The organism is Bacillus sp. 1021 (assembly GCF_014534735.1).
Taxonomy (GTDB): Bacteria; Bacillota; Bacilli; order Bacillales; family Bacillaceae; genus Bacillus; species Bacillus siamensis.
Window position 1 is genome coordinate 284,023 of the sequence record NZ_JACVSR010000003.1, and the last position, 24,948, is coordinate 308,970.

The 24,948-nt window shown below is 47.1% G+C and carries 23 protein-coding genes and 1 other annotated feature; of the genes, 2 read left to right on the plus strand and 21 right to left on the minus strand.

Annotation, left to right across the window (positions count from 1 at the left end):
- Window positions 1-23 precede the first annotated feature (23 nt).
- The 11 genes from minD to ICW23_RS13205 form a co-directional block, all read right to left on the minus strand.
- On the minus strand, window positions 24-827 hold the full coding sequence (gene minD, locus ICW23_RS13155) for a septum site-determining protein MinD (RefSeq protein ID WP_016938784.1): 804 nt from the start codon (window positions 825-827) through the stop codon (window positions 24-26).
- Between the two features lie 2 nt (window positions 828-829).
- Window positions 830-1,510, minus strand: a complete 681-nt coding sequence (minC, locus tag ICW23_RS13160; RefSeq protein ID WP_016938783.1) for a septum site-determining protein MinC — start codon at window positions 1,508-1,510, stop codon at window positions 830-832.
- 53 nt (window positions 1,511-1,563) lie between these two features.
- A complete protein-coding gene (gene mreD / locus ICW23_RS13165) occupies window positions 1,564-2,082 on the minus strand; it encodes a rod shape-determining protein MreD (RefSeq protein ID WP_016938782.1) in 519 nt (172 codons plus the stop codon).
- Entirely contained in the window at window positions 2,079-2,942 is an 864-nt protein-coding gene (gene mreC, locus ICW23_RS13170) for a rod shape-determining protein MreC (RefSeq protein WP_016938781.1), read from the minus strand. The genes mreD and mreC overlap by 4 nt, the downstream gene beginning before the upstream one ends.
- A gap of 30 nt (window positions 2,943-2,972) precedes the next feature.
- Window positions 2,973-3,986: a cell shape-determining protein MreB gene (gene mreB / locus ICW23_RS13175; protein ID WP_003152647.1), complete on the minus strand. Its 1,014-nt coding sequence runs from the start codon at window positions 3,984-3,986 to the stop codon at window positions 2,973-2,975.
- A gap of 91 nt (window positions 3,987-4,077) precedes the next feature.
- Window positions 4,078-4,773 carry a RadC family protein gene (radC, locus tag ICW23_RS13180; protein ID WP_016938780.1) on the minus strand — a complete coding sequence of 232 codons (696 nt, stop codon included), beginning with the start codon at window positions 4,771-4,773 and terminating at the stop codon, window positions 4,078-4,080.
- 31 nt (window positions 4,774-4,804) lie between these two features.
- A complete protein-coding gene (locus ICW23_RS13185; RefSeq protein ID WP_016938779.1) occupies window positions 4,805-5,374 on the minus strand; it encodes a Maf family protein in 570 nt (189 codons plus the stop codon).
- A gap of 144 nt (window positions 5,375-5,518) precedes the next feature.
- On the minus strand, window positions 5,519-6,520 hold the full coding sequence (locus tag ICW23_RS13190; RefSeq protein ID WP_188154606.1) for an SPOR domain-containing protein: 1,002 nt from the start codon (window positions 6,518-6,520) through the stop codon (window positions 5,519-5,521).
- 126 nt (window positions 6,521-6,646) lie between these two features.
- Window positions 6,647-7,399, minus strand: coding sequence for a prepilin peptidase (locus tag ICW23_RS13195; protein ID WP_016938777.1), 753 nt, complete (start codon window positions 7,397-7,399; stop codon window positions 6,647-6,649).
- A 139-nt stretch (window positions 7,400-7,538) separates the two neighbouring features.
- The gene (locus tag ICW23_RS13200; protein ID WP_188154607.1) at window positions 7,539-8,831 is read right to left on the minus strand and encodes a bifunctional folylpolyglutamate synthase/dihydrofolate synthase; all 1,293 of its coding nucleotides are present in this window, start codon (window positions 8,829-8,831) and stop codon (window positions 7,539-7,541) included.
- Between the two features lie 58 nt (window positions 8,832-8,889).
- Window positions 8,890-11,532: a valine--tRNA ligase gene (locus ICW23_RS13205; RefSeq protein WP_188154608.1), complete on the minus strand. Its 2,643-nt coding sequence runs from the start codon at window positions 11,530-11,532 to the stop codon at window positions 8,890-8,892.
- Window positions 11,533-11,590: 58 nt separating this feature from the next.
- Window positions 11,591-11,812, minus strand: a binding site (T-box leader).
- Window positions 11,813-11,983: 171 nt separating this feature from the next.
- Between ICW23_RS13205 and ICW23_RS13210 the strand changes: the two genes are divergently transcribed.
- Window positions 11,984-12,175, plus strand: a complete 192-nt coding sequence (locus ICW23_RS13210) for a hypothetical protein (RefSeq protein ID WP_016938774.1) — start codon at window positions 11,984-11,986, stop codon at window positions 12,173-12,175.
- Window positions 12,176-12,189: 14 nt separating this feature from the next.
- Here the strand turns inward: ICW23_RS13210 and ysxE are convergent, their stop codons facing one another.
- The 8 genes from ysxE to hemA form a co-directional block, all read right to left on the minus strand.
- Entirely contained in the window at window positions 12,190-13,212 is a 1,023-nt protein-coding gene (gene ysxE, locus ICW23_RS13215; protein ID WP_188154680.1) for a spore coat protein YsxE, read from the minus strand.
- A gap of 33 nt (window positions 13,213-13,245) precedes the next feature.
- Window positions 13,246-14,796 carry a LysM peptidoglycan-binding domain-containing protein gene (locus ICW23_RS13220; RefSeq protein ID WP_188154609.1) on the minus strand — a complete coding sequence of 517 codons (1,551 nt, stop codon included), beginning with the start codon at window positions 14,794-14,796 and terminating at the stop codon, window positions 13,246-13,248.
- Between the two features lie 132 nt (window positions 14,797-14,928).
- Window positions 14,929-16,218 (minus strand): glutamate-1-semialdehyde 2,1-aminomutase, encoded by a 1,290-nt coding sequence (hemL, locus tag ICW23_RS13225; RefSeq protein ID WP_065522620.1) that lies wholly within the window; start codon window positions 16,216-16,218, stop codon window positions 14,929-14,931.
- 28 nt (window positions 16,219-16,246) lie between these two features.
- Complete coding sequence (hemB, locus tag ICW23_RS13230) at window positions 16,247-17,221, minus strand: porphobilinogen synthase (RefSeq protein ID WP_029575360.1); 975 nt, start codon at window positions 17,219-17,221, stop codon at window positions 16,247-16,249.
- Between the two features lie 2 nt (window positions 17,222-17,223).
- Entirely contained in the window at window positions 17,224-18,006 is a 783-nt protein-coding gene (locus tag ICW23_RS13235) for a uroporphyrinogen-III synthase (RefSeq protein ID WP_188154610.1), read from the minus strand.
- Window positions 17,996-18,937 carry a hydroxymethylbilane synthase gene (gene hemC / locus ICW23_RS13240; RefSeq protein ID WP_188154611.1) on the minus strand — a complete coding sequence of 314 codons (942 nt, stop codon included), beginning with the start codon at window positions 18,935-18,937 and terminating at the stop codon, window positions 17,996-17,998. The genes ICW23_RS13235 and hemC overlap by 11 nt, the downstream gene beginning before the upstream one ends.
- Before the next feature lie 35 nt (window positions 18,938-18,972).
- Entirely contained in the window at window positions 18,973-19,803 is an 831-nt protein-coding gene (locus tag ICW23_RS13245) for a cytochrome c biogenesis protein (RefSeq protein ID WP_060964634.1), read from the minus strand.
- A 7-nt stretch (window positions 19,804-19,810) separates the two neighbouring features.
- Window positions 19,811-21,178 carry a glutamyl-tRNA reductase gene (gene hemA / locus ICW23_RS13250; RefSeq protein ID WP_016938766.1) on the minus strand — a complete coding sequence of 456 codons (1,368 nt, stop codon included), beginning with the start codon at window positions 21,176-21,178 and terminating at the stop codon, window positions 19,811-19,813.
- A gap of 196 nt (window positions 21,179-21,374) precedes the next feature.
- On the opposite strand from hemA, the gene ICW23_RS13255 reads away from it, so the two are divergent.
- Complete coding sequence (locus ICW23_RS13255) at window positions 21,375-21,866, plus strand: hypothetical protein (RefSeq protein WP_045926469.1); 492 nt, start codon at window positions 21,375-21,377, stop codon at window positions 21,864-21,866.
- A 32-nt stretch (window positions 21,867-21,898) separates the two neighbouring features.
- Here the strand turns inward: ICW23_RS13255 and yihA are convergent, their stop codons facing one another.
- The gene (gene yihA, locus ICW23_RS13260; protein WP_003152626.1) at window positions 21,899-22,486 is read right to left on the minus strand and encodes a ribosome biogenesis GTP-binding protein YihA/YsxC; all 588 of its coding nucleotides are present in this window, start codon (window positions 22,484-22,486) and stop codon (window positions 21,899-21,901) included.
- On the minus strand, window positions 22,483-24,807 hold the full coding sequence (gene lon / locus ICW23_RS13265; protein WP_016938763.1) for an endopeptidase La: 2,325 nt from the start codon (window positions 24,805-24,807) through the stop codon (window positions 22,483-22,485). Before lon ends, yihA begins: the two co-directional genes overlap by 4 nt.
- Between the last annotated feature and the right edge of the window lie 141 nt (window positions 24,808-24,948).

Here is a 24,948-nt window from a genome sequence, read left to right on the forward strand (position 1 = left end):
CAGATCTTTGTATTCGAGTATATTTATGAACGCACGCCGAAAAACGACTTGATTTTCGCCATCATCCCTTTTTGCTGCTCTTCAAGCACCTGCAAAGGAACGGATTCTCCTAAAATACGCCGGGCGATATTGCGGTAAGCAATGCTGGCGCGGTTTTTAGAATTCATGGCAATCGGTTCGCCGATATTTGAAGCTCTGATCACTTCATCATCGTCAGCAACGATTCCGAGGAGATCAATAGACAGATGATGAACAACCTCATCCACATCCATCGTGTCACCGTTTTTCATGAGGTGATTTCTGATGCGGTTCACGATGAGGCGCGGCGGTTCAATATCTTCCTGCTCCAAAAGTCCGATAATGCGGTCAGCGTCCCGAACGGCTGATATTTCCGGCGTCGTCACCACAATCGCCTTATCAGCTCCGGAAACGGCATTTTTATAGCCTTGTTCAATTCCGGCCGGACAATCGATAATGACATAATCAAATTCCTGCTTGAGCTCCTGCACAAGCGATTTGATCTGCTCAGGGACAACAGCCGTTTTGTCGCTTGTCTGGGCAGCCGGCATTAAATGAAGCAGATCATCAAAACGTTTGTCCTTGACAAGCGCCTGATGCGTCTTGCATCTGCCTTCAATTACATCTACTAAGTCGTAAATAATTCTGTTTTCAAGACCCATTACGACATCAAGGTTGCGCAGTCCGATATCTGTGTCTACCAGACAGACGCGCTTCCCTAAAATGGCTAAGGCGGTACCGAGGTTTGCAGATGTTGTTGTTTTACCTACTCCGCCTTTTCCCGAAGTTATTACGATAGCCTCACCCAATTTCACATTCCTCCCTCAAGCCTTGTTAGATCAGGTCTTAAATGAGCCAATTGTTGAAGACGTTCAATGACCATATTTCCGTCAGTATCTAAATAAGCACATTCCATGTCGTTCCCTTTTTGAATGTGGTCTGGGGAGCGATTTAACACATGATTGATCCTCAATTGTGTCGGCATCATTTCGGATGCGGCGATCACAGCCCGGTTATTTCCGTTATAACCCGCATGGGCAATCCCTTTTAATGAACCGAGAACAAATATATTTCCTCCGGCTCTGATCGTACCGCCGGGATTCACATCTCCGATTAAAAGCAAATCTCCCGTTACGTGAAGCACCTGACCTGAACGGATGATTTTAGAAACAGAAACAATTTCCTGCTCCTCTTTCATCCGCTGCGCTTCTTCTTTGGCGATGACTTCACTGTCAATTGAATGCACGACTAAATCTTTCTTTGACGCGATCAGATCAGTCAGCTGCTCTGCCTGTTCCTGATACAGATACCGATGCCCGAGTTTGATATGAACACTGATTTTTTGGCCTTTGCCATCAGTATATTGTTCAATCGACAGCATATTTTGAAGACCATCGAGAAGCTCATCAAAAGAACACGCATCATCCAGATGCAATGTTAAGCCGTTTTTTGTTCCTTTTATTGTTACATATTGCTGCTTTTTGGTCTTCATCAATGTTCACCTCAACAACATACTCTTTTCGTCAAAAAAAGATAAAATCCTTTTTACTCATCTCTTAATTCTTTCTTCAGACTTATATAAAACAGCCTAAAGGGCAGGACTAATATAATGGCTCCCGCAATATTCAGCACAGCGGTCGGCAAAAACCGCTGAATGACAAAGTCGTTAAACGTCATTGTGCCGCTGCGGATTAACGTCTGAATGCCGTAAACGTAAAATTCAAGCACACATACGCTCAGCACAGCGACCAGAATGACCATCAGGGCATTTGTCTGCAGCACTTTAAACGCTTTGGCCGCCAGGTAGCATAAACCGGCAAAACCAAACATATAAACGCCTAAAACACCCGTATAATTGATGTCATAAAGAAGTCCGAAAATGAGACCGTAGATCACCGCATGCTTTTGGTTGATATAAGCGGACATAAAAATCAGCGCAAGCAAAAGAAAATGCGGAACGACCTGCTGCTCGTCGGAAACGAAAGGAAAATGCACCAGATCTGTATAGATGCTTTCCGCACAAAAGACCAAAATCATAATCAAAGGGAGAAGGAAACGTTTCACGATCCTTCCTCCCCTGTTGCTACGCTTCGATTGACAACGATGACATGGTCAAGATCATACAAGTTGGCAGCCGGTTTAACGTAAGCGATTTTCGTCAGGCCGTAAGCATCTGATTCGACATCGGTTACTTCGCCGACCGTCAGCCCTTGAGGAAATACGCCGCCCGTTCCGGAGGTCTCCACAAGGTCGCCTTTTTTCACTTCGCGTTTTTCATCCGGTTCAAGGATGGTCATTTTCAGGGTCTGTTTCTTTTTATCATACCCCTCAATTAAACCGTAGCCTTTGCTTCCCTTTTTGCCGGAGATTTTGGTGGCCACTCTGTTATTGCGGTCAACATCGCTCAGCAGCTGAACGGCTGATGTGAAACTGTTGAGTCCGCTGCTTTTGATCTTCCCGACAAGCGCACCCTTTTCGTTTGTGACCGCCATGTCCTTGGCCACTTTCTGCTTTGTTCCTTTATTGATCATGATCTGCTTGTACCATTGATCAGGATTTCTGGCGATAACGGTCGCTAAAATCGGATCATAGTCGGAAATCGATTTGACATGTCCGAGTTCATCACGCAGCTTCTTGTTTTCATCTTTGAGTTCTTGGAGCTTCGCTTCATATTGTGTCTGTCCGTCCAGCTTTTGCCTTAAGCGTTCGTTTTCTTTGTACGTGTTTTTCAGGTCTTTTATGTCCCCGAAGAACCCTGCAAAATATTCGGCAGGCGTGTGAAAAATATTTTGAAATACTCCCGTCGTATCACCGATCAGCTTTTCAGGCCAGGTGGTATTACGGCCGTTCTTCAGCGAGAATCCAATCATAGCCACCAATATGATAATACACAGAAGTAATAGCATTAACCGTTTGTTCGGCATCGTGATACACCTCTTCTATTTAACTCCTGATTATCTTGTTTTTCCTTTGAAAAGATGGATGTGCTCCAGTGCTTTTCCAGTGCCGATCGCAACACAATCCAGCGGATCTTCAGCGATAAGTACAGGCATTTTCGTTTCGTCGCTGATGACTTTGTCGAGATTGCGGAGCAGGGCGCCTCCCCCGGTTAACACAATACCTCTGTCCATAATGTCAGCGGCCAGCTCAGGCGGTGTTTTTTCAAGTGTGCTCTTCACCGCGTCAACGATTGAAAGAACTGTATCACGCAGGGCATTTGCAATTTCCGTTCCCGTAATTTCGATCGTTTTCGGCAGACCTGTCAGAAGGTCGCGGCCGCGGATTTCCATTGACGCGTTTTCTTCACCGGTTTCTGCTGAACCGATTTCCATTTTAATGGCTTCCGCCGTACGGTCACCGATCATCAGATTATATGTTTTTCTGATATAGCTGATGATTGAGTCGTCCATTTCGTCACCGGCTACGCGGATTGACTGAGACGTGACAATGCCTCCTAATGAAATGATCGCCACTTCAGTTGTTCCGCCGCCGATATCAACGACCATGCTGCCCGTAGGCTCCCATACAGGAAGATTCGCGCCGATTGCTGCCGCAAACGGTTCTTCAATCGGATAAGCGTCGCGTGCGCCCGCTTGTCTTGTCGCGTCAATGACCGCCCGTTCTTCAACGGCAGTAATACCTGACGGCACACACACCATAACGTACGGCTTTCTCGCAAATAATCCTTTATTTTTCACAGCCTGATTAATGTAATATTTCATCATTGTCGCAGTTGTTTCATAATCAGCGATAACACCGTCTTTCATCGGACGGAGCGCAACCACGTTGCCCGGAGTTCTTCCGATCATGTTTTTCGCATCGTTACCGACCGCAACGATCGATTTCGTATCCGTTTGCAGAGCAACGACTGACGGCTCTCTCACAACAATTCCTTTACCTTTAACAAACACAAGCGTATTCGCAGTTCCCAAATCTATACCAAGGTCTCTTGTACCAATTCCGAACATATGTATGTATCTTCCTTTCTTAAAGCAAAAATACCCTAAAGGGAAAAACTCATAAAATCTATTATATCTTAAATCAACGAAAAAAAAAGTGTTACAAATATCCTTTTTCCTTTAAACTCACAAATTTTTTGTCACCAATGACCAAATGATCGAGCAGCTCGATGCCGATTAAATTTCCGCACTCAAAAAGCCGCCTGGTTACCTCTATATCTTCCCTGCTCGGTGTAGGATCTCCTGAAGGATGATTGTGAACGCAAATGAAGGATGCGGCGGATCGTTTGAAAGCTTCTTTAAACACCTCCCGCGGGTGGACAATAGATGAATTCAGACTTCCGATAAAAACGGTGCGTTTATGAATGACTTGATTTTTAGTATTTAAATATAAACAGACAAAATGCTCCTGGGATAAAAAGCGCATATCCTCCATCACATACTTCGCCCCGTCTTCGGGAGAACGGATGACCCGGTGCTCCCCGGCGGCAGTCTTATGAATACGGCTGCCCAGCTCAATTGCGGCAAGAATCTGAACGGCCTTCACCGTGCCGATTCCGGGAATGCTGGAAAGCTCCTGAGCAGAAGCGCCTTTTAACAGGCGCAGCCCGTCAAACGTCCGCAGCAGCCGGTGAGAGAGGTTCATGACGGACTCGTGTTTCGTTCCCGTCCGCAGCAGGATGGCAAGCAGTTCATTGTTAGACAGATGTTCGGCTCCGAAGTGCAGAAGCCGCTCTCTCGGTTTTTCATTTTCGGGGAAATCTCTTAATTTTAACGGCAGATCACGGATGATCAACCCCTCCTTGTTCCCCTTCCCGGTTTGAACATCAAGCTTTTATATTAAATTCTTTCAGGGCTCTCATTGTTTTAGCGACAGGAAGCCCGACGACAGAATAGAAATCACCGTCTATTTTTTTCACTAAAAGCGCGCCTTTTCCTTGGATGCCGTATGCACCTGCTTTATCCATCGGTTCTTTAGTTTCAATGTAGAGCTGTATTTCATCTTCACTGAGCGGCCAAAACGTCACTTCCGTCGTGTCACAGAACGTTTCTTTCCGGTCATGCGTCTGAATGCTGACCGCTGTAATGACTTGATGACTTCGGCCGGAAAGCCTCCGCAGCATGTGTGCCGCTTCTTCTCTGTCACGCGGTTTGCCGAGGCACTCGCCGTCTATGCACACCATCGTGTCAGCGCCGATAACGGCTGCATCGGGATTTTCGGCCAATACAGCACCGGCTTTTTGCTCGGCCAAACATTGGACGTTTTCTTCCGGCGAAAGGTTTCGATTTAATTTTTCATCTGTGCGGCTCGCAATAATGCTGTAAGGAATCTGAAGAAGATTAAGGAGTTCTTTTCTTCGCGGAGATTGTGATGCGAGTATTAAGCGTTTCGTCATGATTGTCATCCTTTCAGGGTTTGCTTAAGAAAAAAAAGATACTTGTCTATCCTACCAAATCAAACGGGCAACCACAATTTCAGAAAAATAACTTTTTGATGACAAAATAAAAAATCCCGCCGGATGACGGGAATTGAGAGATTATTATTTCACAACACTTAAAAGCTGTTTTTGAGCTTTCCAGCCGGATTCGGAACCGGACGTTTCCAGTTCTTTCAGCGCTTGAAGCACGGCCTCTTTCTGCTTTTTGTCAGTTGCGTCTGCGCCGTCTGCGGCTTTGGCTGCTTCAGCCACATCCGTTTTTGAAATGTCTTTGCCGGTAATCGCTTTGGCCGAGAGCTCAGATGCTTGTTTAAAAGAGCCTTCCAATCCTGAATCGACCGCAAAGCTGAGCTCTTTTCCGCCCCAAGCCTCAAAATCATGGTCTATCAGCGTCTGGCCCAATTGCTGTGATAAGCTTTTTTCCGCTGCAAGACCCGCGATCACGTATGTGTACCCGTCTTCTTTTGCCAGAGAGACAGCCGAGTATCCTTTTTCAGTCAGCTGGTCAACAAGCGTTTGCGCTCCTTTTTCTGATGAAAATTTTCCGGCCTGCACCGCAAATGTTTTATAGTTTCCGTCTGACTGTTCCGCTTTTCCTGTGCCGCTTGTTTCTGATGTGTCTTTTGAAACGTCTCCCGCTTTCACCGTCTGTCCTTGTGAACCTTTGTCAGCGGAGGCGGGGGCGGAGGCTTCTTTACTTCCCGACATATTTAAGGCGACAAGGCCGAGGCCGGTGCCTAAAACAGCCGCAACGGCAATTGTCGTGACCGCTTTTTTAACTGGAGATGACGGCTGCTTCTTTTTCGGAAAATGAGGACCCGTGTTTTTCTTCTGGTATGGCGGGACGACTTTCGGATCGTCTTCAAATACCTCTTGATTCTTCTCATCATCCCAATTGAAATCTTCTTCTTTCGGATCTTCATGAGATGCTGCAATCTCCTGCTCCGCCTTCTTTGTTTCTTCCCAATTTGAAAATGTGACGGTTTTCTCCCCGCCTGCATTCACACCTTCTTGTCCATACATCGTTTCTTCTTTTCCGTTAATTGTTACTTTAAGGGCATTGTTTTTGGCTTTGCTGTTCTTTTTGCTTTTCCTTTTTTTCAACGTCCCTTCCCCCTTGCATTCGTCTTGGCCGTACCTTGAACTGATCATGGTTCACACTTTAGCATAGGCGTAAAAAAAAAGAACAAGACTTTTGTCGTCTTGTCCAAAAAACGTTCGCCAAATTTTTCAAGCACCGCCTGAAGCGAGTGTGATGTAAAACGCGAACAGCTCTTCACCGTATAAGTAACTCACAGCGCTCCCGGCTGCGATGGCCGGCGCAAACGGGTAAGGCTGCTTTTTACCAATCCTGCCTCCCGCTGCGGCGCACATACCGTATACGGCTCCGATTATAACGGAAAGAAAGAATGCAATAAGGACGAGCTTCACACCGAGCGCAAGCCCGATCACTCCAAACAGCTTCACATCACCTGCGCCGATGCCTCCTTTACTGACAAACATGATAAAAACAAGCAGAGCAAATCCGCAAACAGCTCCGGCAAACCCCGCATACCATGAATCCAGCGGAGAAAAAATACGGCCGGCGATAAAAAGCGGAAGAAAAAACAGCAGAACCTTGTCAGGAATCAGCATATATTGCAGATCCGTCACAGTAACAATCATCAGCAGAGACAAAAATAACAGCGCGATTAGCAGCTCTTTTGAGAAACCGAAATGGATACCGGCAGCCGTGAATAAACATGCCGTCCAGCATTCCGCTGCCGGATACATCACTGACAGCTTCGCACGGCAGTTTCTGCACCTTCCTCTTTGCAGGATATAGGAAACAACGGGCACAAGCTCCCCCCAGGAGAGCGGCAAGCCGCAGAACGAACAGGATGAACGCGGCGAAATAACCGAGATTCGAAGCGGAATACGGCATGCGACTGTATAAAAAAAAGAACCGAAAATCAGACCGAGAACAAACAGAATGAAAAGCACTCAGATCACACCTTTTCTATCAATCTGGCTCAGATTGTAGCATAGAAAAATATCATGCCTGAAATGGCTGAAAATGTGTTTTCCTCATAAAAACACCCGGCAAAACCGTAAAATGGCTTGCCGGGTGTTCCAGGGGCTGTCAGATCAGCCGCTTTCTCATTTCTGAAATAAAATATAAGGAACCGGTAATGATGATGACATCATCCGCTCCGTCTTTTTGTTCTATCCACTCTTTCACACTGTCCGGGTTCTCATCAAAGCTCTTATCCGCAAGACCGCTTGCATTGTAAAGGTCTTCGGCGCTTGCGGCACGCGGAAAGTCAAATGACGCAAAATGAATGGAATCTGCTTCGGTTTCAAGCTTTTTAATCATTTCCTGATACGGTTTGTCTTTTAATGCGCTGAATACGACATGGACGCTTTTATCGGCAAATCGCTGCCTGATCGTTTCTGTCAGCGTATCAACGCCTTCTTCATTATGGGCGCCGTCCGCAAACACTAAAGGGCGGCTTTGAAGCTGTTCAAACCGGCCCGGCCATGAAGCTTTTTTCAGACCGTTTCGCAATGCTTCTTCAGAAATGGCAGTGATTTTCAGGCGATTCAGCCATTCAGCGGCCAATATCGCCAAGGCCGCATTCTGCCTTTGATGAATGCCGATCAGCGACGTTTGAACGTCCTCATAACATTTCGTTTCCGTTTCCAGCGAAAAGCTTTCGCCGGACGGAAGCGCCGCACCATTAAACAGTCTGCATGTTTTATATAGCGACTGGCACGGAGCCTGCTTTTCTTCGGCCTCCGCTTCAATAACGCCGAGTGCTTCCGGCTGATTGACACCTGTAATGACCGGAGTGGCATTTTTAATAATACCGGCTTTCTGCCCGGCGATATCCTCGATGGTATTTCCTAAAATCGCCATATGGTCATGTCCGATGCTTGTAATGACCGACAAAAGCGGTTTCACAATATTGGTTGAATCAAATGTGCCGCCGAGCCCCGCTTCAAAAATGACAAAATCGATATCATCCCGCTTCGCAAAATATAAAAATGAACACGCTGTAATGATTTCAAATTCTGTCACCGTTCCGGCATCGGTTTTATCAATCTCATCGACTATCGGTTTGATTTCATTAACGAGCGCTCTCCATTCCTCATCAGAAATCGGCGTGCCGTTTACGCTGATACGCTCATTGAACGTAATGATGTAGGGAGATGTGAATGTGCCGACCGTATAACCGGCTTCTTGAAGCACGGAACGGATAAAAGAGACGGTGGAGCCTTTGCCGTTTGTGCCCGCCACATGAATGGCGCGGATATTCTTTTCCGGATGTTCCAATTTTTCCATCAGCCTTTCCATACGGAGAAGGCCCGGCTTAACGCCGAACTTAAGTCTGCCGTGAATCCAACTGATCGCTTCTTTGTACGTATTAAACAATGAAATCCCCTCTTTTATACAACAAGGCGGTTTCATAGGAAACCGCCCCGCTGTTTTATCAGCCTTTCAGCTCTGCGATCCGCTGCCGGACAGCTTCGCGTTTTGCCGTGTAGTCTTTCTCTTTTGCGCGTTCTTCTTCAATGACTTGCTCAGGAGCTTTTTTGATGAATCCTTCGTTGCCGAGTTTTTTCTGAACGCGTTCGACTTCTTTTGTCAGCTTGTCGAATTCTTTTTGCAGACGGGCGATTTCCTCATCGATGTTAATCAGCCCTTCAAGCGGCAGAATCACTTCCGCTCCGGTGACGACCGCTGTCATCGCTTTGTCTGCCGCGGTGATATCCGTCCCGATTTTCAGCGTGCTCGGATTTGTGAAACGCTCAACGTAAGAACGGTTCTTCTCAAGGCGTCCGGCAATATCTTCCGTAGATGTTTTAATGTAAAGTTCAACCTGCTTGCTCATCGGCGTGTTAACTTCACTTCGGATATTGCGGACAGAACGGATTAATTCAACAAGCAGTTTCATATCCGCCGCTGCCTCTTTGTCCGTATGTTCCGGAACCGGAACAGGCCAAGAGCTGATCGTGATTGACTCGCCTTCATGAGGAAGGTGCTGCCAGATTTCCTCTGTTAAGAACGGCATAAACGGGTGCAGAAGACGCATCGTCTGGTCAAGCACGTAAGCAAGAACAGAGCGGGTTGTTTTCTTCGCCGCTTCATCTTCCCCGTACAGCGGAAGCTTCGCCATTTCGATATACCAGTCGCACACATCGTCCCAGATAAAGTTGTACAGATGGCGTCCGACTTCACCGAATTCATAACGATCCGCAAGCTGGGTAACGTCTTCAATCGTTTCATTCAGTCTTGTAAGAATCCACTTATCAGCAACTGATTTTTCACCGGACAGATCAAGTTCGTCATACGTCATGCCGTCCATGTTCATTAAAGCAAAACGGGAGGCGTTCCAAATTTTATTTGCGAAATTCCATGTGGATTCCACTTTTTCATAGCTGAAACGGAGATCCTGTCCAGGTGAGCTTCCGGTTGCCAGGAAGTAGCGCAGTGAATCCGCTCCGTACTTGTCGATGACATCCATCGGATCAACGCCGTTCCCAAGGGATTTACTCATTTTTCTGCCCTGCTCGTCACGGATTAAGCCGTGGATCAGCACGTCTTTGAACGGGCGCTCACCTGTAAACTCAAGACCTTGGAAAATCATCCGGGATACCCAGAAGAAGATGATGTCATACCCTGTCACAAGCACATCGGTTGAGTAATAACGCTTAAAGTCTTCAGCATTTCCATCAGGCCAGCCCATTGTAGAAAACGGCCACAGCGCGGAGCTGAACCATGTATCAAGCACGTCTGAATCCTGTTCCCAATTTTCGCTGTCCTCAGGCGCTTCAAGGCCGACATACACTTCTTTTGTTTCTTTATGATACCAAGCCGGGATGCGGTGGCCCCACCAAAGCTGACGGGAAATACACCAGTCACGGATGTTTTCCATCCAGTGCAGGTACGTTTTCTCGAAACGGTCAGGAACGAAGTGAACTTTCTCTTCTTTCGACTGAAGGTCAATCGCCGCATCGGCCAGCGGCTGCATTTTGACAAACCATTGTGTGGACAGATACGGCTCAACAACGGCGCCGCTTCTCTCACTGTGTCCGACTGAATGCATATGGTCTTCGATTTTAAAGAGAACGCCTGTCTCCTGAAGGTCTTTGACGAGTTTTTTGCGGCATTCAAACCGGTCCATTCCGTTATATTGCAGCGCTTTTTCATTCATTGTTCCGTCTTCATTCATGACGAGAATCCGTTCTAAATTGTGGCGGTTTCCGAGTTCAAAGTCATTCGGGTCATGGGCAGGCGTGATTTTAACGGCTCCTGATCCGAATTCCATGTCTACGTAATCATCGCCGACGATCGGAATTTCGCGGTTTGTAATCGGCAGAATCACCGTTTTGCCGATTAAGTGCTTGTAGCGCTCATCTTCAGGATGAACCGCGACAGCCGTGTCGCCAAGCATCGTTTCCGGACGGGTGGTCGCGATTTCAATTGAGCCTGAACCGTCTGCTAACGGATAGCGCAAATGATAAAACGCGCCCTGTACGTCTTTGTAAATCACTTCAATATCGGACAAAGCCGTTTTTGTGGCAGGGTCCCAGTTGATGATATATTCGCCTCTGTAAATCAAACCTTTTTCGTACAATTTGACGAATACTTCACGCACGGCTTTGTTCAGCCCTTCATCAAGAGTGAAACGTTCGCGCGAATAATCGAGCCCGAGTCCCATTTTGGCCCATTGGCTGCGGATGAAATCAGCGTACTCTTCCTTCCACTTCCACGTTTCTTCAAGAAACTTTTCGCGACCAAGGTCATAGCGGCTTGTACCCTGTTCGCGGAGTTTCGCTTCGACTTTTGCCTGAGTGGCAATCCCGGCGTGATCCATACCCGGAAGCCAGAGCACGTCATAGCCCTGCATGCGTTTCATACGCGTAACGATATCTTGCAGCGTCGTATCCCACGCATGACCGAGGTGCAGCCTGCCCGTCACGTTCGGCGGCGGAATGACGACAGAATACGGCTGTTTCGTTTGATCGCCGCCCGCTTCAAAATATTTTCCTTTCAGCCAAAAATCATAGCGGCCTTTTTCAATCGCAGACGGATCATATTTTGTCGGCATTGTTTGTTCGTTTGTATCCATGATAACCCTCCAGCATGTTTAGAAATGGCTGAGCAACTAAAAAAGAGCCTTCATCCTGATAAAGGACGAAAAGCTCTTTCGCGGTACCACCTTTTTTCATGAACAGATTTGTTCATGCACTTAAACGGATAACGGGTGCGGCCCGAATTTCTCTACTGTATGTTCAAGAAATTATGCTCCCGGGCGACCTTCCAATGAGACGGCATAAGAAGCCTTTCAGCACAGTAGCTTCTCTCTCTTCATGCGTCTTTCTTGTACTCTTCCCGTTCAAAGCAGGTGTATTTATATCAGCTCATGATCTTATTTATTATGTTCTTTATTATAGTAAAAGTGTTTTTGTTTCGTCAATCATCTTTTCCAAAAACCGCTGCCGTCATACATAAATGGGCATGCACCCCGCCCGTTCCCTCACATACGATACAAAGAAAGGCGAATGTAAGGAGGAATTGCCGTGCGAAAAAAATTCAATTCTTATTCGCTCCCCCCGTGGGCCAGACAGGTCCGCCTTGTATCAGCGCAAGTCATTGTACCGATTACGATCTTTCAGGGGATCAGGACGATTTTCTTTCCGACGACTTTTGACGTCCTGCTGCTTGCCATCCTGCTGTTTTTAGCATGCGCCCTGCATTTGGAATGGATATAAAAAAACGAGTCCCGCTATGAAGAGGACTCGTTTTCCGCCTTTCTTTTTTTCTCCTGCTCAATCTGATACACCTTCATGAGAAAAGGTTCAACATTTTTCATCTGCCAAAACGCTCTTAATAACTGCGTGCACTCTTCTTTCTCAGAACCCCTTTGGCCGGTTTGATACCGTTTCAGCACTTTGTACATGCCGCTCGGATAAGCCATATAGCTGAGAAACAGGCTGATTTCCGCTTCACGGAGGGGAAATGATTTGTGATACGTATAAAACCATTCAAGGCACTCCGGACACGCTTTCGGATAGCTTCTGAACATTCTGGAGTAAAAGCCGAGCAGATCATTTTGCGGAGGTCCGAGCCCGGCTTTCTCGAAATTTGTAAAAAAGCCCGTTCCCACATCATTATATAGAAAATGGCGGCTCGATAAGCTGCCGTGATTGATCACCGCTCTCGTTTTGTCATGATCCTTTGCCGCGTCAAACCATTCTTCCAGACGTTCAAGAGCAAAATTAACGGCTGAAACCGTTTCTGTAAGATACGTAACAGCCTGCAATTCAAAAGGAGAAAGGTACCACTCTTTTTCCGCCCGGTCGGCAAATTGTTCATAGACGAGCTTATCATTTTCCCAATCTCTTTTCGTCAGTTCATAAAAGCCGCTGATATCTTCAGTCCGGATTTGGATGTCCCGCACGGTCGCGGAATGGAGCTTCGCCACCTCTTTAAAAAGGTAAACATGTTTTTGATCCCGTTCTTCTTCCTGATCGTACTGAAGCCAGGGCATTAAATAATAAGACGCCTCCGTCCGGCTTCCCGCAAAAAAATCGCCTGCATGCGTGCGGTAGATCGGAACAAATGAACGGTAGCCTTTCTCCTCAATCTCAATCATATAGTCCGTAAATTCACTGCTGCGGGCCGGCTTGAGCTGTTTCAAAGCAAAAATGCCGTGGTTTGAGTAGACTTTCCATACATGCGGGCTGACAGGCTCAATATATTCGGCCGCCAGCCCGTATTCCTGAAGCACTGATTGGACTGCTTCCATTCCATTCACCACATTTTTACGGCCTCTTTGTGCTTACGCATGGCTGTTATTATATTCAGGTATATACAGAAGCTGACCTTCTTCCAGCTCGTCATCAAACGATAAAGCATTCGTTCTGATGAGCTGCTGGGATGTGATGTCATATCGTTCACACACCCGGTCGATTGTATCTTGCTGCTGTACGATGCAGATTTTCATTCTTGAAAACTTTTCTTCTTCTCTGGTAAATAATTTCGTCAAATAATGAGAGTTGTCATTTTCCCTCTGCTCCGTTTTCGGTGCCGCTTCTTGATTCTCTCTTGCTTTAAGCGGCTCAGACGGCTCAGATGCCGCCGGTTCCTCAGGAGGCAGTTTGGAAAACTGAAAGGACAAATCAAGAGGCTCCCCGGTTTCCTCCTCCGGCTGCGCCATCTTCCTCACCTCAACTTCAAATCCTTCATCAGCCTGAGCTTCTTCCTCAAGAAACTTTGGTGCACTGTAAAATTCCTCTTCCCGCGGTTCCGGAACGAACTCGCGATAAGCGGGCGCCTGCTCTTCTTCAAAAACCTCAGGCTCATCTTCGGCTTCTTCCGCCTCCTCTTGATCACTCTGACGGAAAAGCGGTTCAGCCTCAGGCTCCTCTTCTTTTTGAAGGACGGGCAGTTCCTCAATCTCTGCTTTATCGGCATGCGGGGTCAGAGTAAAAGCAGGGGAAAACGGTTCAACATCATCTGCTGTTTCTTCAAGCATTTCCGCTGAATCATCCTCAGATACAGGTTCATTCCTCTCAGCCGCCATGATTGCAGGCTCCTCAAGCTCCTCAGCCTCTTCCGGCTCTTCTTCCTCCAGAATGGCAGCGGGAGGGGGAGGCTCAGTATATGAGACAGGTTCCGGCGCCTCTTCCAGCCTCAGAACAGGGGCAGTTTCTTCAGTTTCCTCAGCCTCCTCTTCTTCCTCCTGCCTGAATATAGGCGGAGTCTCTTCCTCATTCTCCACGGCTTCTTGTGCCGCTTCTTCTGATACAGCCAAGGGTTCTTCAGCTTCAGGCAGAGGTTCTTCATGCCTCTGGCGTATCACTAATTCAGGTTCGTTTTCTTCCTCAGAGCGATGGTCAGCAAGGTTGATCATTTCTTCTCTGGCAAATTCAGGCGCCACATACAGAGGGATTTCCGGCTCTTTTGGCTCGGATTCCTCAAGCAGCCCTTCAATTGCCAAATCAGCCTGAATGGTTAAGATCCTTGAATCCGTTAACTGATAATCAAAGGCATCAATAAAAACGAAAACGTCATTGAGGTGGCTCACTTTATTTTTCGGAATCGTGATGTCCACCGGGAAGCAATGAAGGAGCTCAGCTGTGCCATCCTCCCTCGCCCTCACTTCCTCTACATGTCTCAGCTCTCTTCCAAGCTCTTCGAATTGACTGCTGTGATCTATGTTGTACTCGCCAGTAAGTTCTAATGATCCTTTAATTGAGACATAATCATTTACTTCCTGCACCCTGATATCAGGGTCTAATGAAATCGAAAGTAATTCAGAAACTTCCTGTCCTTTTTGGAAACAGATTGATTCTTCAACAGAAAATTGCAACCGGTGATTATGCGGCAAGTTCATATCCTCCTTTCATCTAATCCTTACAATTAGATGTCACTAAAGGTGTATGCCGCAATATGGATAAATATGATAAAGGAGGCATTGAAAAAAGCCGATACAAGACTTGCTTGCATCGGCTTTTCGGTATCAGCGGCTGATCGCCTGGAACACTTTCTCAGCGGCTTGAATGGTTTTTTCGATATCCTCCATTGTATGCGCAGTGGAGAGAAACAATCCTTCAAATTGAGACGGCGGCAGAAATACGCCTGCGTCAGCCATCCCTTTATAATATTTGGCGAACAGCTTTAAATCAGATGATTTGGCTGTTTCATAGTTAATGACAGGCTCGTTTGTGAAAAAGAATCCGATCATTGAACCCGCACGGTTAAAGGTGTGCGGAATCCCATGTGCTTCAGCGGCTTTTGAAATGCCTTCTTCAAGCATATCGCCTTTTTTCACAAATTCTTGATAAGATTCAGGTGTGAGCTGCTGTAACGTCTCAAGTCCCGCTGTCATGGCAAGCGGATTTCCTGACAAGGTTCCCGCTTGGTAGATCGGACCGCTCGGAGCGATTCTTTCCATGATTTCGGCTTTGCCGCCATACGCACCGACAGGAAGACCGCCGCCGATAACTTTGCCGAGACAAGTTAAATCAGGCGTCACGCCGAAATATCCTTGCGCACAGTTATAGTCCACGCGAAAACCGGTCATAACCTCATCAAAAATGAGCAGCGCGCCATTTTGTTCCGTAATGTCACGAAGCCCTTGTAAAAACCCTTCCTGCGGCGGAACAACGCCCATATTGCCGGCTACCGGCTCAACAATGACTCCGGCGATATCTTCACCGTACTCCCGGAATGCGAGTGCAACGCTTTCCAAGTCGTTGTACGGAACGGTAATCGTATTCATCGCAATCCCTTCAGGTACGCCCGGGCTGTCCGGAAGACCGAGTGTCGCCACTCCGGATCCCGCTTTGATCAGCAGTGAATCACCGTGGCCGTGGTAACAGCCTTCGAATTTTAAAATTTTGTTGCGGCCGGTATATCCTCTTGCCAGACGAAGGGCGCTCATTGTCGCCTCTGTGCCGGAGCTGACCATCCGCACGATTTCAACAGACGGCACACGGTCAATGACCAATTTGGCCAGTTCGTTTTCCACTTCAGTGGATGCCCCGAAACTTGTCCCGTTTTCCGCTACTTTTTTCAGGCTTTCAACGACGCGGTCATTGGTGTGGCCCAAAATGAGCGGCCCCCAGCTCAGCACATAGTCAATATATTCATTGCCGTCAATATCAAAAATTTTCGATCCTTTGCCGCGCTGCATAAAAATCGGATCCATATCAACTGATTTAAACGCGCGCACCGGACTGTTCACTCCGCCCGGCATCAGTTTCTGCGCTTCTTTAAAAGCGGCTTTTGATTTTTCATAGCTTCTCATCTGCCTCAGCTCCCGTCAAATGAAATCGTTACTCAGCAAGCCATTTTGCTGCGTCTTTTGCATGATACGTCATAATCAGATCAGCGCCTGCACGTTTCATGCTCGTTAAAATTTCAAGCACCATTTCTTTTTCTTTAATCCAGCCGTTCTGGGCTGCAGCTTTCACCATGGAATACTCCCCGCTCACATTATAAGCGACCAGCGGCAGGTGATGGCGGTTTTTCACATCACGCATAATATCTAAGTATGACATAGACGGTTTGACGATTAAAAAGTCAGCGCCTTCTGCGGCGTCTGATTCTGCCTCACGAAGCGCTTCCAGGCGGTTGGCCGGATCCATCTGATAAGTTTTTCGGTCGCCGAACTGCGGCGTGCTGTCAGCCGCGTCGCGGAACGGACCGTAAAATTCACTTGAATATTTCACTGCATAAGACATGATCGGAATATTTGTAAACCCTTCTTTGTCAAGCGCTTCTCTGATTACTGTGACGAAACCGTCCATCATATTTGAAGGAGCGATGATGTCAGCGCCTGCTTTGGCCTGGCTGACGGCTGTCTGAGCCAGCAGTTCAAGCGACTCGTCATTGAGGATTTCTCCGTCTTTGACGACACCGCAATGGCCGTGGTCTGTGTATTCACAGAGGCATGTATCAGCGATGACGATCATTTCAGGATAATGCTTTTTAATTTCAGCAATCCCTTTTTGCACAATGCCGTGATCGTGAAAAGCCTGGGTTCCGCAGGCGTCTTTTTCTTCAGGCACGCCGAAAACGATGACCGATTTAATGCCGAGTGATATCAGCTCAGCCATCTCATCCTTCAATAAATCAAGGGATACATGGTAAACCCCCGGCATGGAAGAAACTTCTTTTTTTCCTTCAAGCCCTTCAACGACAAATAGAGGGTAAATAAAATCTGAAGGGTGAAGACGTGTTTCTCTTACTAAATCTCTCATCGCAGCGTTCGCGCGCAAACGGCGGTGTCTGTTAAATGTTTGATTCATCATTATCTATCCTTTCCCGACATGCTGCACATGACGTCAAGCATGCCTTCAATCGTATAAGTGTCAGGCACATGGGATGAGATCCCGTATTCCAATAGCGCTTTCTCTGTCAAAGGGCCGATGCTGATATAGCTCGCACCGCTGTTTTTCCACGCTTTTTCTCCGTTTCCGACCGCATGCATAAACGTATGCACCGCGGATGAACTGGTAAACGTAATAAAATCAAAATGAGAGCGGGATGCAGCCTGTCTCAGCTCGTCCATGCCTTTTTCATCCTGAATGGTATTGTATAACACCCATTCCCTTATTTGATAGCCAAGCGGCTCAAGCTCCGCTTTTATGACATCGCGTGATAAATTGCCCTTTATCACTGAAATGGGTTCGGCAGCTGATGCATGCCGTTTTAATGTATCAGCCAGACATTCGGCCACATACTCGTCAGGCATCGCATCCGTCCCGGCTCCCCGCTCTTTCAAGGCTCGCGCAGTCTTTTCACCGACGGCTGCGATTTTTTTTCGTCCGGAAAGCGCAAGACCGTGCCGATCAAGGTAGGAAAAAAAGAACCGGACGCCGTTTACGCTTGTAAACACAAGCCATCCCGGCTCAGAAAGGTCTTCCCGGAGACTGTCCGCGCATTCATCCGGGAGCGCTTCCTGAAAAGCGATCAGCGAAGCGGAAACAGCCGTTCCGCCGAGCGCCTCCACTTTTTTTCGAAACGGAGCGGCCTGTCTTTTGTTCCGGGTGACAAGCACGGTCTTTCCTTGTAAAGGAAGGTCATTTGCCATCCTGATCGAGCTCCTGTTTCACGCTGTCGATTAAGTCTTTCGCTCCTTTTTCAGACATCATCGCCGCACAGCGTTTCCCGATTTCTTCCGGATCATGTCCCGCCGCTGTTTCTTTATAAATCGTCTTTCCGTCCGGAGATGCAACCAGACCGACCAGCTCAACTTCATCCCTGTCATTGACGGACGCATACCCGGCAATCGGCACCTGGCAGCCGCCTTCCATCGCGTGTAAGAAAGCCCGTTCGGCTGCCACCGTGCGCTGCGTATACTCATCGGTGAATTGCGCAAACAGCTTCAAAAGCTCCTCATCCGACTCTCTGCATTCAATGGCAAGAGCGCCTTGGCCGACCGCAGGCAGACAGCGGTCCGGTTCGAGGAATTCAGATACGACGTCATCTTTCCAGCCCATTCTTGAAAGACCCGCAGCAGCTAAAATAATCGCATCGTAATCCTCCGTCTCAAGCTTTTGAAGTCTCGTATCTATGTTTCCTCTGATCCACTTAATAGTAAGATCAGGACGCTCAGCAAGAATCTGGGCGCTTCTTCTTAAACTGCTGGTGCCGATAATGCCGCCTTCTTTTATGTCCTCCAGCTTTTGATGCCCTTTCGAAATCAGCGCATCACGCGGATCCTCACGTTTCGGTATGCAGCCGATGACAAGACCCTCAGGCAAAACAGCGGGCATGTCTTTCATGCTGTGGACCGCCATATCAATCTCCTGATGCAGCAGCGCCTGTTCAATCTCTTTGACAAACAAACCTTTGCCGCCCACTTTTGACAGTGTGACATCGAGGATGCGGTCGCCTTTTGTGACAATCTCCCGGATTTCAAAGTTATAGGAAGGATTCAATTCCTTCAGTTTGTTAATCACCCATTTTGTTTGGGTCATAGCCAGCTTGCTCCGTCTGGAACCTACCTTAATCGTTCTCATTTTCTTTCCTCCCGAATCTGTTTGGGCGCGTGACGTTAACTGAACCAATGGAATTGCGACAGGCTTCCGAGCAGGAAGTAATTAATCATCAGCACGAGAAAACATGCTGAATTCCATAACGCCGCCACTTTTCCCTGCAGTTCCTTAATCATTCTGATATATAAATAGTAGCTGTATAAAAGCAGCACAATAAACGAGCCGAGCACTTTTGAATCAAACCAGTACAGCGTTTCCAGAGACACATACGCCCAGATCACGCCTAATATCAGGCTTAACAGCAGCATCGGGACTCCGATGACATTTAAAACGTAAGCCATATAATCAAGTTTTGACAAATCTTCAATTCTCAACAGCCATTTTCCCCATTTTTTCTTCTTTAATAAAGAATATTGAAACTGATAAAGAAGCGAAAAGACAAAAGAAAGGGAAAATGCGCCGTATGAGAGAATCGCCATTGTAATATGAATGACCAAAAGCTCTGAGACCAGCTGGCCGGAAAAGGCGGCCGAATGCTGATCCGTCGGTGAAAATGTATGGATCGCAATCATCGAGAAACCGATGACATTCGTGAAAAACACGATAAAATCAACCCGCAGGATCTGCGTGACAACAAGTGAGAGCGTAACAAGCACCCACGCATAAAAGTAAAGGGCCTCTGTAATATTTAAGACCGGAAATCTGCCCGTCTGCCACATAAAGTAAGAAAGATAGACGGTTTGCAGAGTCCAGACAATAGAAAGCAACCAGAAGGCCATTTTCCCAGCCTTCCGGTTGTGTTGAAGAAAATCTATAAAGTAAAAAAGGACGCTTATTGCGTAAATCACAATTGTCGCTTCATTAAGCCTTGCCATTGCTGTATCAATCATACAGCGCTCACTCACTTACAAGCGGACGCAAGCCCGTTTTTGTTTCTGCCTTTTGAAGCGAATGAACCGTCTGGCGGTTATCCAGGCTTTTGTCCAGCTGACGTCCTGCTTCATCCTCAATATCGAAAATCTGCATAAACAGCTTCAGCTTTTCCTCAGAATCCGCTTCAGCCGCAAGCTCTTTCGCTTTCAGAATCGGATCGCGCAGCATTTGGTTAATGATGCTCTTCGTATGTTTGCTGAGAAGCTTTTTCTCTCTTACCGTCAGATGAGGCAGCTTGCGCTCAATGCTCTGCATCGTATCGGACTGGATAGACAGCGCCTTTTCACGAAGCGCCGAAATGACCGGCACAACGCCGAGCGTATTAAGCCACTGCTTAAACTCAACAATTGCCGCTTCAATGAACAGCTCGACTTTTTCAGCAGTTTCACGGCGTTCTTGTAAGTTGGCTTCAACGATTCCTTCAAGGTCGTCAATATCGTACAGAAAAACACCTTCAAGATCGTTCAGCGCAGGGTCAAGGTCTCTCGGAACAGCGATATCCACCATAAATAACGGGCGGCCCTTCCGCTGTCTGCCCGCTCTCTCCATCATATCTTTAGACACGACAAAATCACTTGCGCCTGTCGAGCTGATTAAAATATCAGCTTCAGCAAGTGCATGTTCAAGCTGGTTTAAGCTGCGCGCTTCTCCGGAAAAACGGTCAGCAAGTTCTTTTGCCTTTAAAAACGTTCTGTTGATGACCGTTACTTTCCCTATGCCCTGGCCGTGCAGGTTTTCTGCGGCAAGCTCGCCCATTTTTCCCGCACCGATAATCAAAATGTGCTTATTTGACAGAGAGCCGAAGATTTTTTTCGCGAGTTCCACGGCTGCGTAACTGACGGATACGGCATTGGCGCCGATATCGGTTTCAGCATGCGTGCGTTTACCGACGGTCACCGCCTGTTTAAACAGCTCATTGAAAATGGTGCCGATTGTCTTTTCTGTCTGCGCTGTTTTAAAGCTCGAACGGACCTGGCCGAGGATTTGCGTTTCTCCGATGACCATGGAATCCAAACCGCACGCCACTCGGAATAAATGCTCAATCGCCGCGTCGCTCTCATAAAATTTCAGAAACGGAGACAGCTCTTCTTTCGGCAGAGAAAACCATTCGGATAAAAATGTCTTTATATAATAACGGCCGGTATGAAGCTGGTCGACCACCGCATAAATTTCAGTGCGGTTGCAGGTTGACACGATAATGTTTTCAAGAACGCTTTTTTCTTCTTTTAAACGGAGCATCGCTTCTGCAAGCTCATCCGGCTGAAAACTTATTTTTTCGCGTATTTCAATAGGGGCGGATTTATAATCTACTCCCACAACAAGAATATGCATAGCCTTTCATGCACCCCCGTACATCGCATTTTATTTATAATCATTCTAACATAGAATTTATTATTTATAATGATTATAACATAGTTTCTTCGTGAAAATGTGAACAGATTTCAAACATGTTATGCTATAGTATAAAAAGCTTCGTTTCCTCTGTAATCATCATACTAAAAATCCTTTACTGCGGGTAGGTGACAGGATGAAAAAAACATCAATTTTATTACCGGGACTTCTGCTTGCCGCTTCGTTATTCGCTTGGCTTCAGAGCGGACAGGTTCACCTGTTTGCAAATCAGGGAGAATGGCCGGTGCTCCTTATGCTTTTGGGCGCCGTACTCTTGTATCAGGGCAAAAAGGAAGCGGCGGGATCTCACGTCCTAATCGGCATGCTTCTGTTCGGTATAGGTTTGCATTTTTTCGCCAAACCTGAACTCTCATGGTGGCCGGGAGATTTTGAAATGCTGCTCTTTATATTCGGGTTCTCCTTATTTGCGGCTGCCAGAAAAGAATATGTATACGAAGCGGCTGCCATGATTGGTTTTTCCCTCTTTTTATACTTCTTTAAACAAATTACGGCGTGGCTGGAATCCGTCCACATTCCGACCGAACATTTCAAAACATACTGGCCGTATGTTTTCATCGGAATCAGCCTTTTATTATTGTTTATTAAGCGGAACAAAACTATACGATAAAACCCAAAACGCACTGCGTTTTGGGTTTTTCATTACCGGCTGATCATTTTTTTAATGGCTCCCCATGCCTCATCTTTGCCTTTTTTTGTTTCAGAGGAAAATAAAATCAGCTCATCTTCAGGGTCCATATCAAGCGTCTGCTTGACAACCTTTAAGTGCTTGTCCCATTTTCCTTTTGGAATTTTATCCGCTTTTGTCGCAATGACGATGACGGGAATGCCGTAATACTTCAGGAATTCATACATGTTCACGTCTTCAGCAGACGGCGCGTGCCTGAGGTCGACAATCTGCACGCAGGCTTTCAGCTCTTCACGGGTCGTCATATAAGTTTCAATCATTCTCCCCCATGCTTCCCGCTCGCTTTTAGAAACTTTCGCAAACCCGTACCCGGGAACGTCGACAAAATGCAATTCATCATTGATGATGTAAAAGTTTAAGGTCTGTGTTTTCCCCGGTTTTGATGACGTTCTGGCCAGGTTTTTCCGATTGATTAATGAATTGATAAAAGATGACTTTCCTACATTTGATCTTCCCGCCAGCGCGATTTCCGGAAGCCCCCCATCTGGGTACTGCTCAGGTTTGACCGCGCTGATCACGATTTCTGACTTTGTGACTTTCATTTCTTCTCTCCTACTAAGGCATGTTCCAACACGTCATCGAGATGAGACACAAATATAAATTTCAGCCCTTCTCTGACGCTTTCAGGAATATCCTCTATATCTTTTTCGTTATCTTTAGGCGCAATAATCGTGGTCAGGCCCGCTCTGTGCGCGCCGAGCGCCTTTTCTTTCAGTCCGCCGATCGGAAGCACGCGGCCCCGCAGCGTGATTTCCCCGGTCATACCGACTTCGCGTTTTACCGCACGGTCCGTTAATGCCGATACGAGCGCAGTAGCCATCGTAATTCCCGCAGAAGGGCCGTCTTTCGGCACCGCTCCTTCAGGGACATGGATATGAATGTCATACTTCTCATGGAATTTCGGGTCGATTCCGAGCTGCTCCGTTTTCGAGCGGACATAACTGAAAGCGGCCTGCGCGGATTCCCTCATGACATCTCCGAGCTTCCCGGTCAGAATCAGCTTTCCTTTTCCCGGTGACAGTGACACTTCGATTGAAAGCGTATCTCCGCCGACCGTCGTGTACGCCAGACCCGTGACAACTCCGACTTGATCCTCGGTTTCCGCCTGTCCGTATCTGAATATCCGTTTTCCGAGATAGTCGGCCAGATTTTTCTCTGTAACGGTAATGCGTTTTCTCTCTTCAGAAACAATGGCCTTTGCAGCCTTTCGGCAAATGGCCGCAATCTGGCGTTCAAGCGTTCTCACGCCGGCTTCCCTCGTATAGTAGCGGATGATGTCAGTAATGGCCTGATCCCGAATCTGCAGGCTGCTCTTTGTGAGCCCGTGCTCTTTAATCTGTTTCGGAAGCAGGTGATCCTTTACGATCTCCAGCTTTTCGTTCTCAGTATAACCTGACAGGCTGATAATCTCCATTCTGTCTCTGAGAGGGCCCGGTATGGAACCTAGGTTATTCGCAGTCGCGATAAAAAGCACTTTCGATAAATCGAACGTCTCTTCAATATAGTGGTCGCTGAATGTGCTGTTTTGTTCCGGATCCAGCACCTCAAGCATCGCCGAAGACGGATCGCCTCTGAAATCAGATGACATTTTATCAATCTCATCGAGGAGAAAGACCGGATTTTGTTTGCCGGCTTTTTTCATTCCCTGGATAATCCGGCCCGGCATCGCTCCGACGTATGTACGCCGATGGCCGCGGATTTCAGATTCATCGCGCACTCCGCCCAGTGAAATTCTCACAAACCGGCGTCCCATGCTCGTACTGATTGATTTTGCAAGAGATGTTTTTCCGACTCCCGGCGGTCCGGCCAGACAAAGAATCGGCCCTTTCAGCGTTTTCGTCAGCTGTTTCACGGCCAGGTACTCCAGAATCCGTTCTTTCACTTTCTCTAAACCGTGATGCTCTTTGTCTAAGATTTCCCCGGCTTTTTTAATATCCAGTTTATCTTCTGTTTCATCCGACCACGGCAGGGCGATGAGCCAGTCAATATAGTTGCGGATAACAGAGCTTTCCGCTGAGCTTGAAGGCACTTTTTCGTAACGGCTCAATTCCTTAAGCGCCGTTTCTTTGACACGCTCAGGCATGCCCGCTTCTTCTATCTTTTCCGTGAGCGACTGAACTTCACCGGTTTTACCTTCTTTGTCGCCAAGTTCCTTTTGAATGGCTTTCATCTGTTCACGCAAGTAGTATTCTTTTTGGGTGCGCTCCATCGAACGTTTGACTCGCTGACCGATTTTTTTCTCAATCTCCAGCACTTCTTTTTCATTATTAATCGAACGGATGACCTTATTCAGACGTTCTTTAATATCCGCCGTTTCTAAAATGTCCTGCTTGTCCTTTAATTTCAGCGGGAGATGAGAAGCGACGATGTCCGCCATTCTGCCGGGCTCTTCAATATCAGTTACAGCCGCATACGTTTCTGCGGAGATTTTTTTAGAAATTTTTATGTACTGGTCAAAATGGTCCAGCAGCGTCCGCATAAGCGCCTCATCTTCGACGTCTTTCGAATCGTCCTCATGCATCAGCTGTATATCGACCGAAGTATAATCTTCTAGTTCGGTGTATTCAAGGATCTGCGCCCGCTGAATACCTTCTACAAGCACTCTGATCGTACCGTTGGGCAGCTTCAGCATCTGTTTGATTTTTGTATAAGTGCCGACGGTGAAAATGTCGTCTTCACCCGGTTCGTCTATCGAAATATCCTGCTGAGTGGCTAAAAAAATCATATGATCATGCATCATTGCCTGTTCAAGAGCCTGAACCGACTTGTCCCGGCCTACATCTAAATGTAAAACCATCGTCGGGTATACCAATAAACCTCTTAAAGGGAGGAGCGGGATGCTGCGTTTTGTATCTTCTGCCATATGACTGACACCTCCGTGACTTTAGTATGAACCATTATAATACAACTTTTTCATCGTTGTACAATTCCGGGATCGGGTATAATCGGCTTACCGCCTGCCCCTGTATATAAAACAGTCTCTTCGTAGTATACCCTTTCTTTC

Bases quoted from the DNA above. Each gene is read 5' to 3' on its own strand.
- ICW23_RS13235 (WP_188154610.1), bottom strand. From the start codon at position 18,006: ATGGCAAATGACCTTCCTTTACAAGGAAAGACCGTGCTTGTCACCCGG.
- yihA (WP_003152626.1), bottom strand. From the start codon at position 22,486: ATGAAAGTCACAAAGTCAGAAATCGTGATCAGCGCGGTCAAACCTGAG.
- mreB (WP_003152647.1), bottom strand. From the start codon at position 3,986: ATGTTCGGAATTGGTACAAGAGACCTTGGTATAGATTTGGGAACTGCG.
- hemL (WP_065522620.1), bottom strand. From the start codon at position 16,218: ATGAGAAGCTATGAAAAATCAAAAGCCGCTTTTAAAGAAGCGCAGAAA.
- ysxE (WP_188154680.1), bottom strand. From the start codon at position 13,212: ATGGAAGCAGTCCAATCAGTGCTTCAGGAATACGGGCTGGCGGCCGAA.
- hemB (WP_029575360.1), bottom strand. From the start codon at position 17,221: ATGAATCAAACATTTAACAGACACCGCCGTTTGCGCGCGAACGCTGCG.
- minC (WP_016938783.1), bottom strand. From the start codon at position 1,510: ATGAAGACCAAAAAGCAGCAATATGTAACAATAAAAGGAACAAAAAAC.
- lon (WP_016938763.1), bottom strand. From the start codon at position 24,807: ATGGCAGAAGATACAAAACGCAGCATCCCGCTCCTCCCTTTAAGAGGT.
- ICW23_RS13245 (WP_060964634.1), bottom strand. From the start codon at position 19,803: ATGATTGATACAGCAATGGCAAGGCTTAATGAAGCGACAATTGTGATT.
- mreC (WP_016938781.1), bottom strand. From the start codon at position 2,942: ATGCCGAACAAACGGTTAATGCTATTACTTCTGTGTATTATCATATTG.
- hemA (WP_016938766.1), bottom strand. From the start codon at position 21,178: ATGCATATTCTTGTTGTGGGAGTAGATTATAAATCCGCCCCTATTGAA.
- ICW23_RS13205 (WP_188154608.1), bottom strand. From the start codon at position 11,532: ATGGATACAAACGAACAAACAATGCCGACAAAATATGATCCGTCTGCG.
- hemC (WP_188154611.1), bottom strand. From the start codon at position 18,937: ATGAGAACGATTAAGGTAGGTTCCAGACGGAGCAAGCTGGCTATGACC.
- ICW23_RS13255 (WP_045926469.1), top strand. From the start codon at position 21,375: ATGAAAAAAACATCAATTTTATTACCGGGACTTCTGCTTGCCGCTTCG.
- ICW23_RS13185 (WP_016938779.1), bottom strand. From the start codon at position 5,374: ATGACGAAACGCTTAATACTCGCATCACAATCTCCGCGAAGAAAAGAA.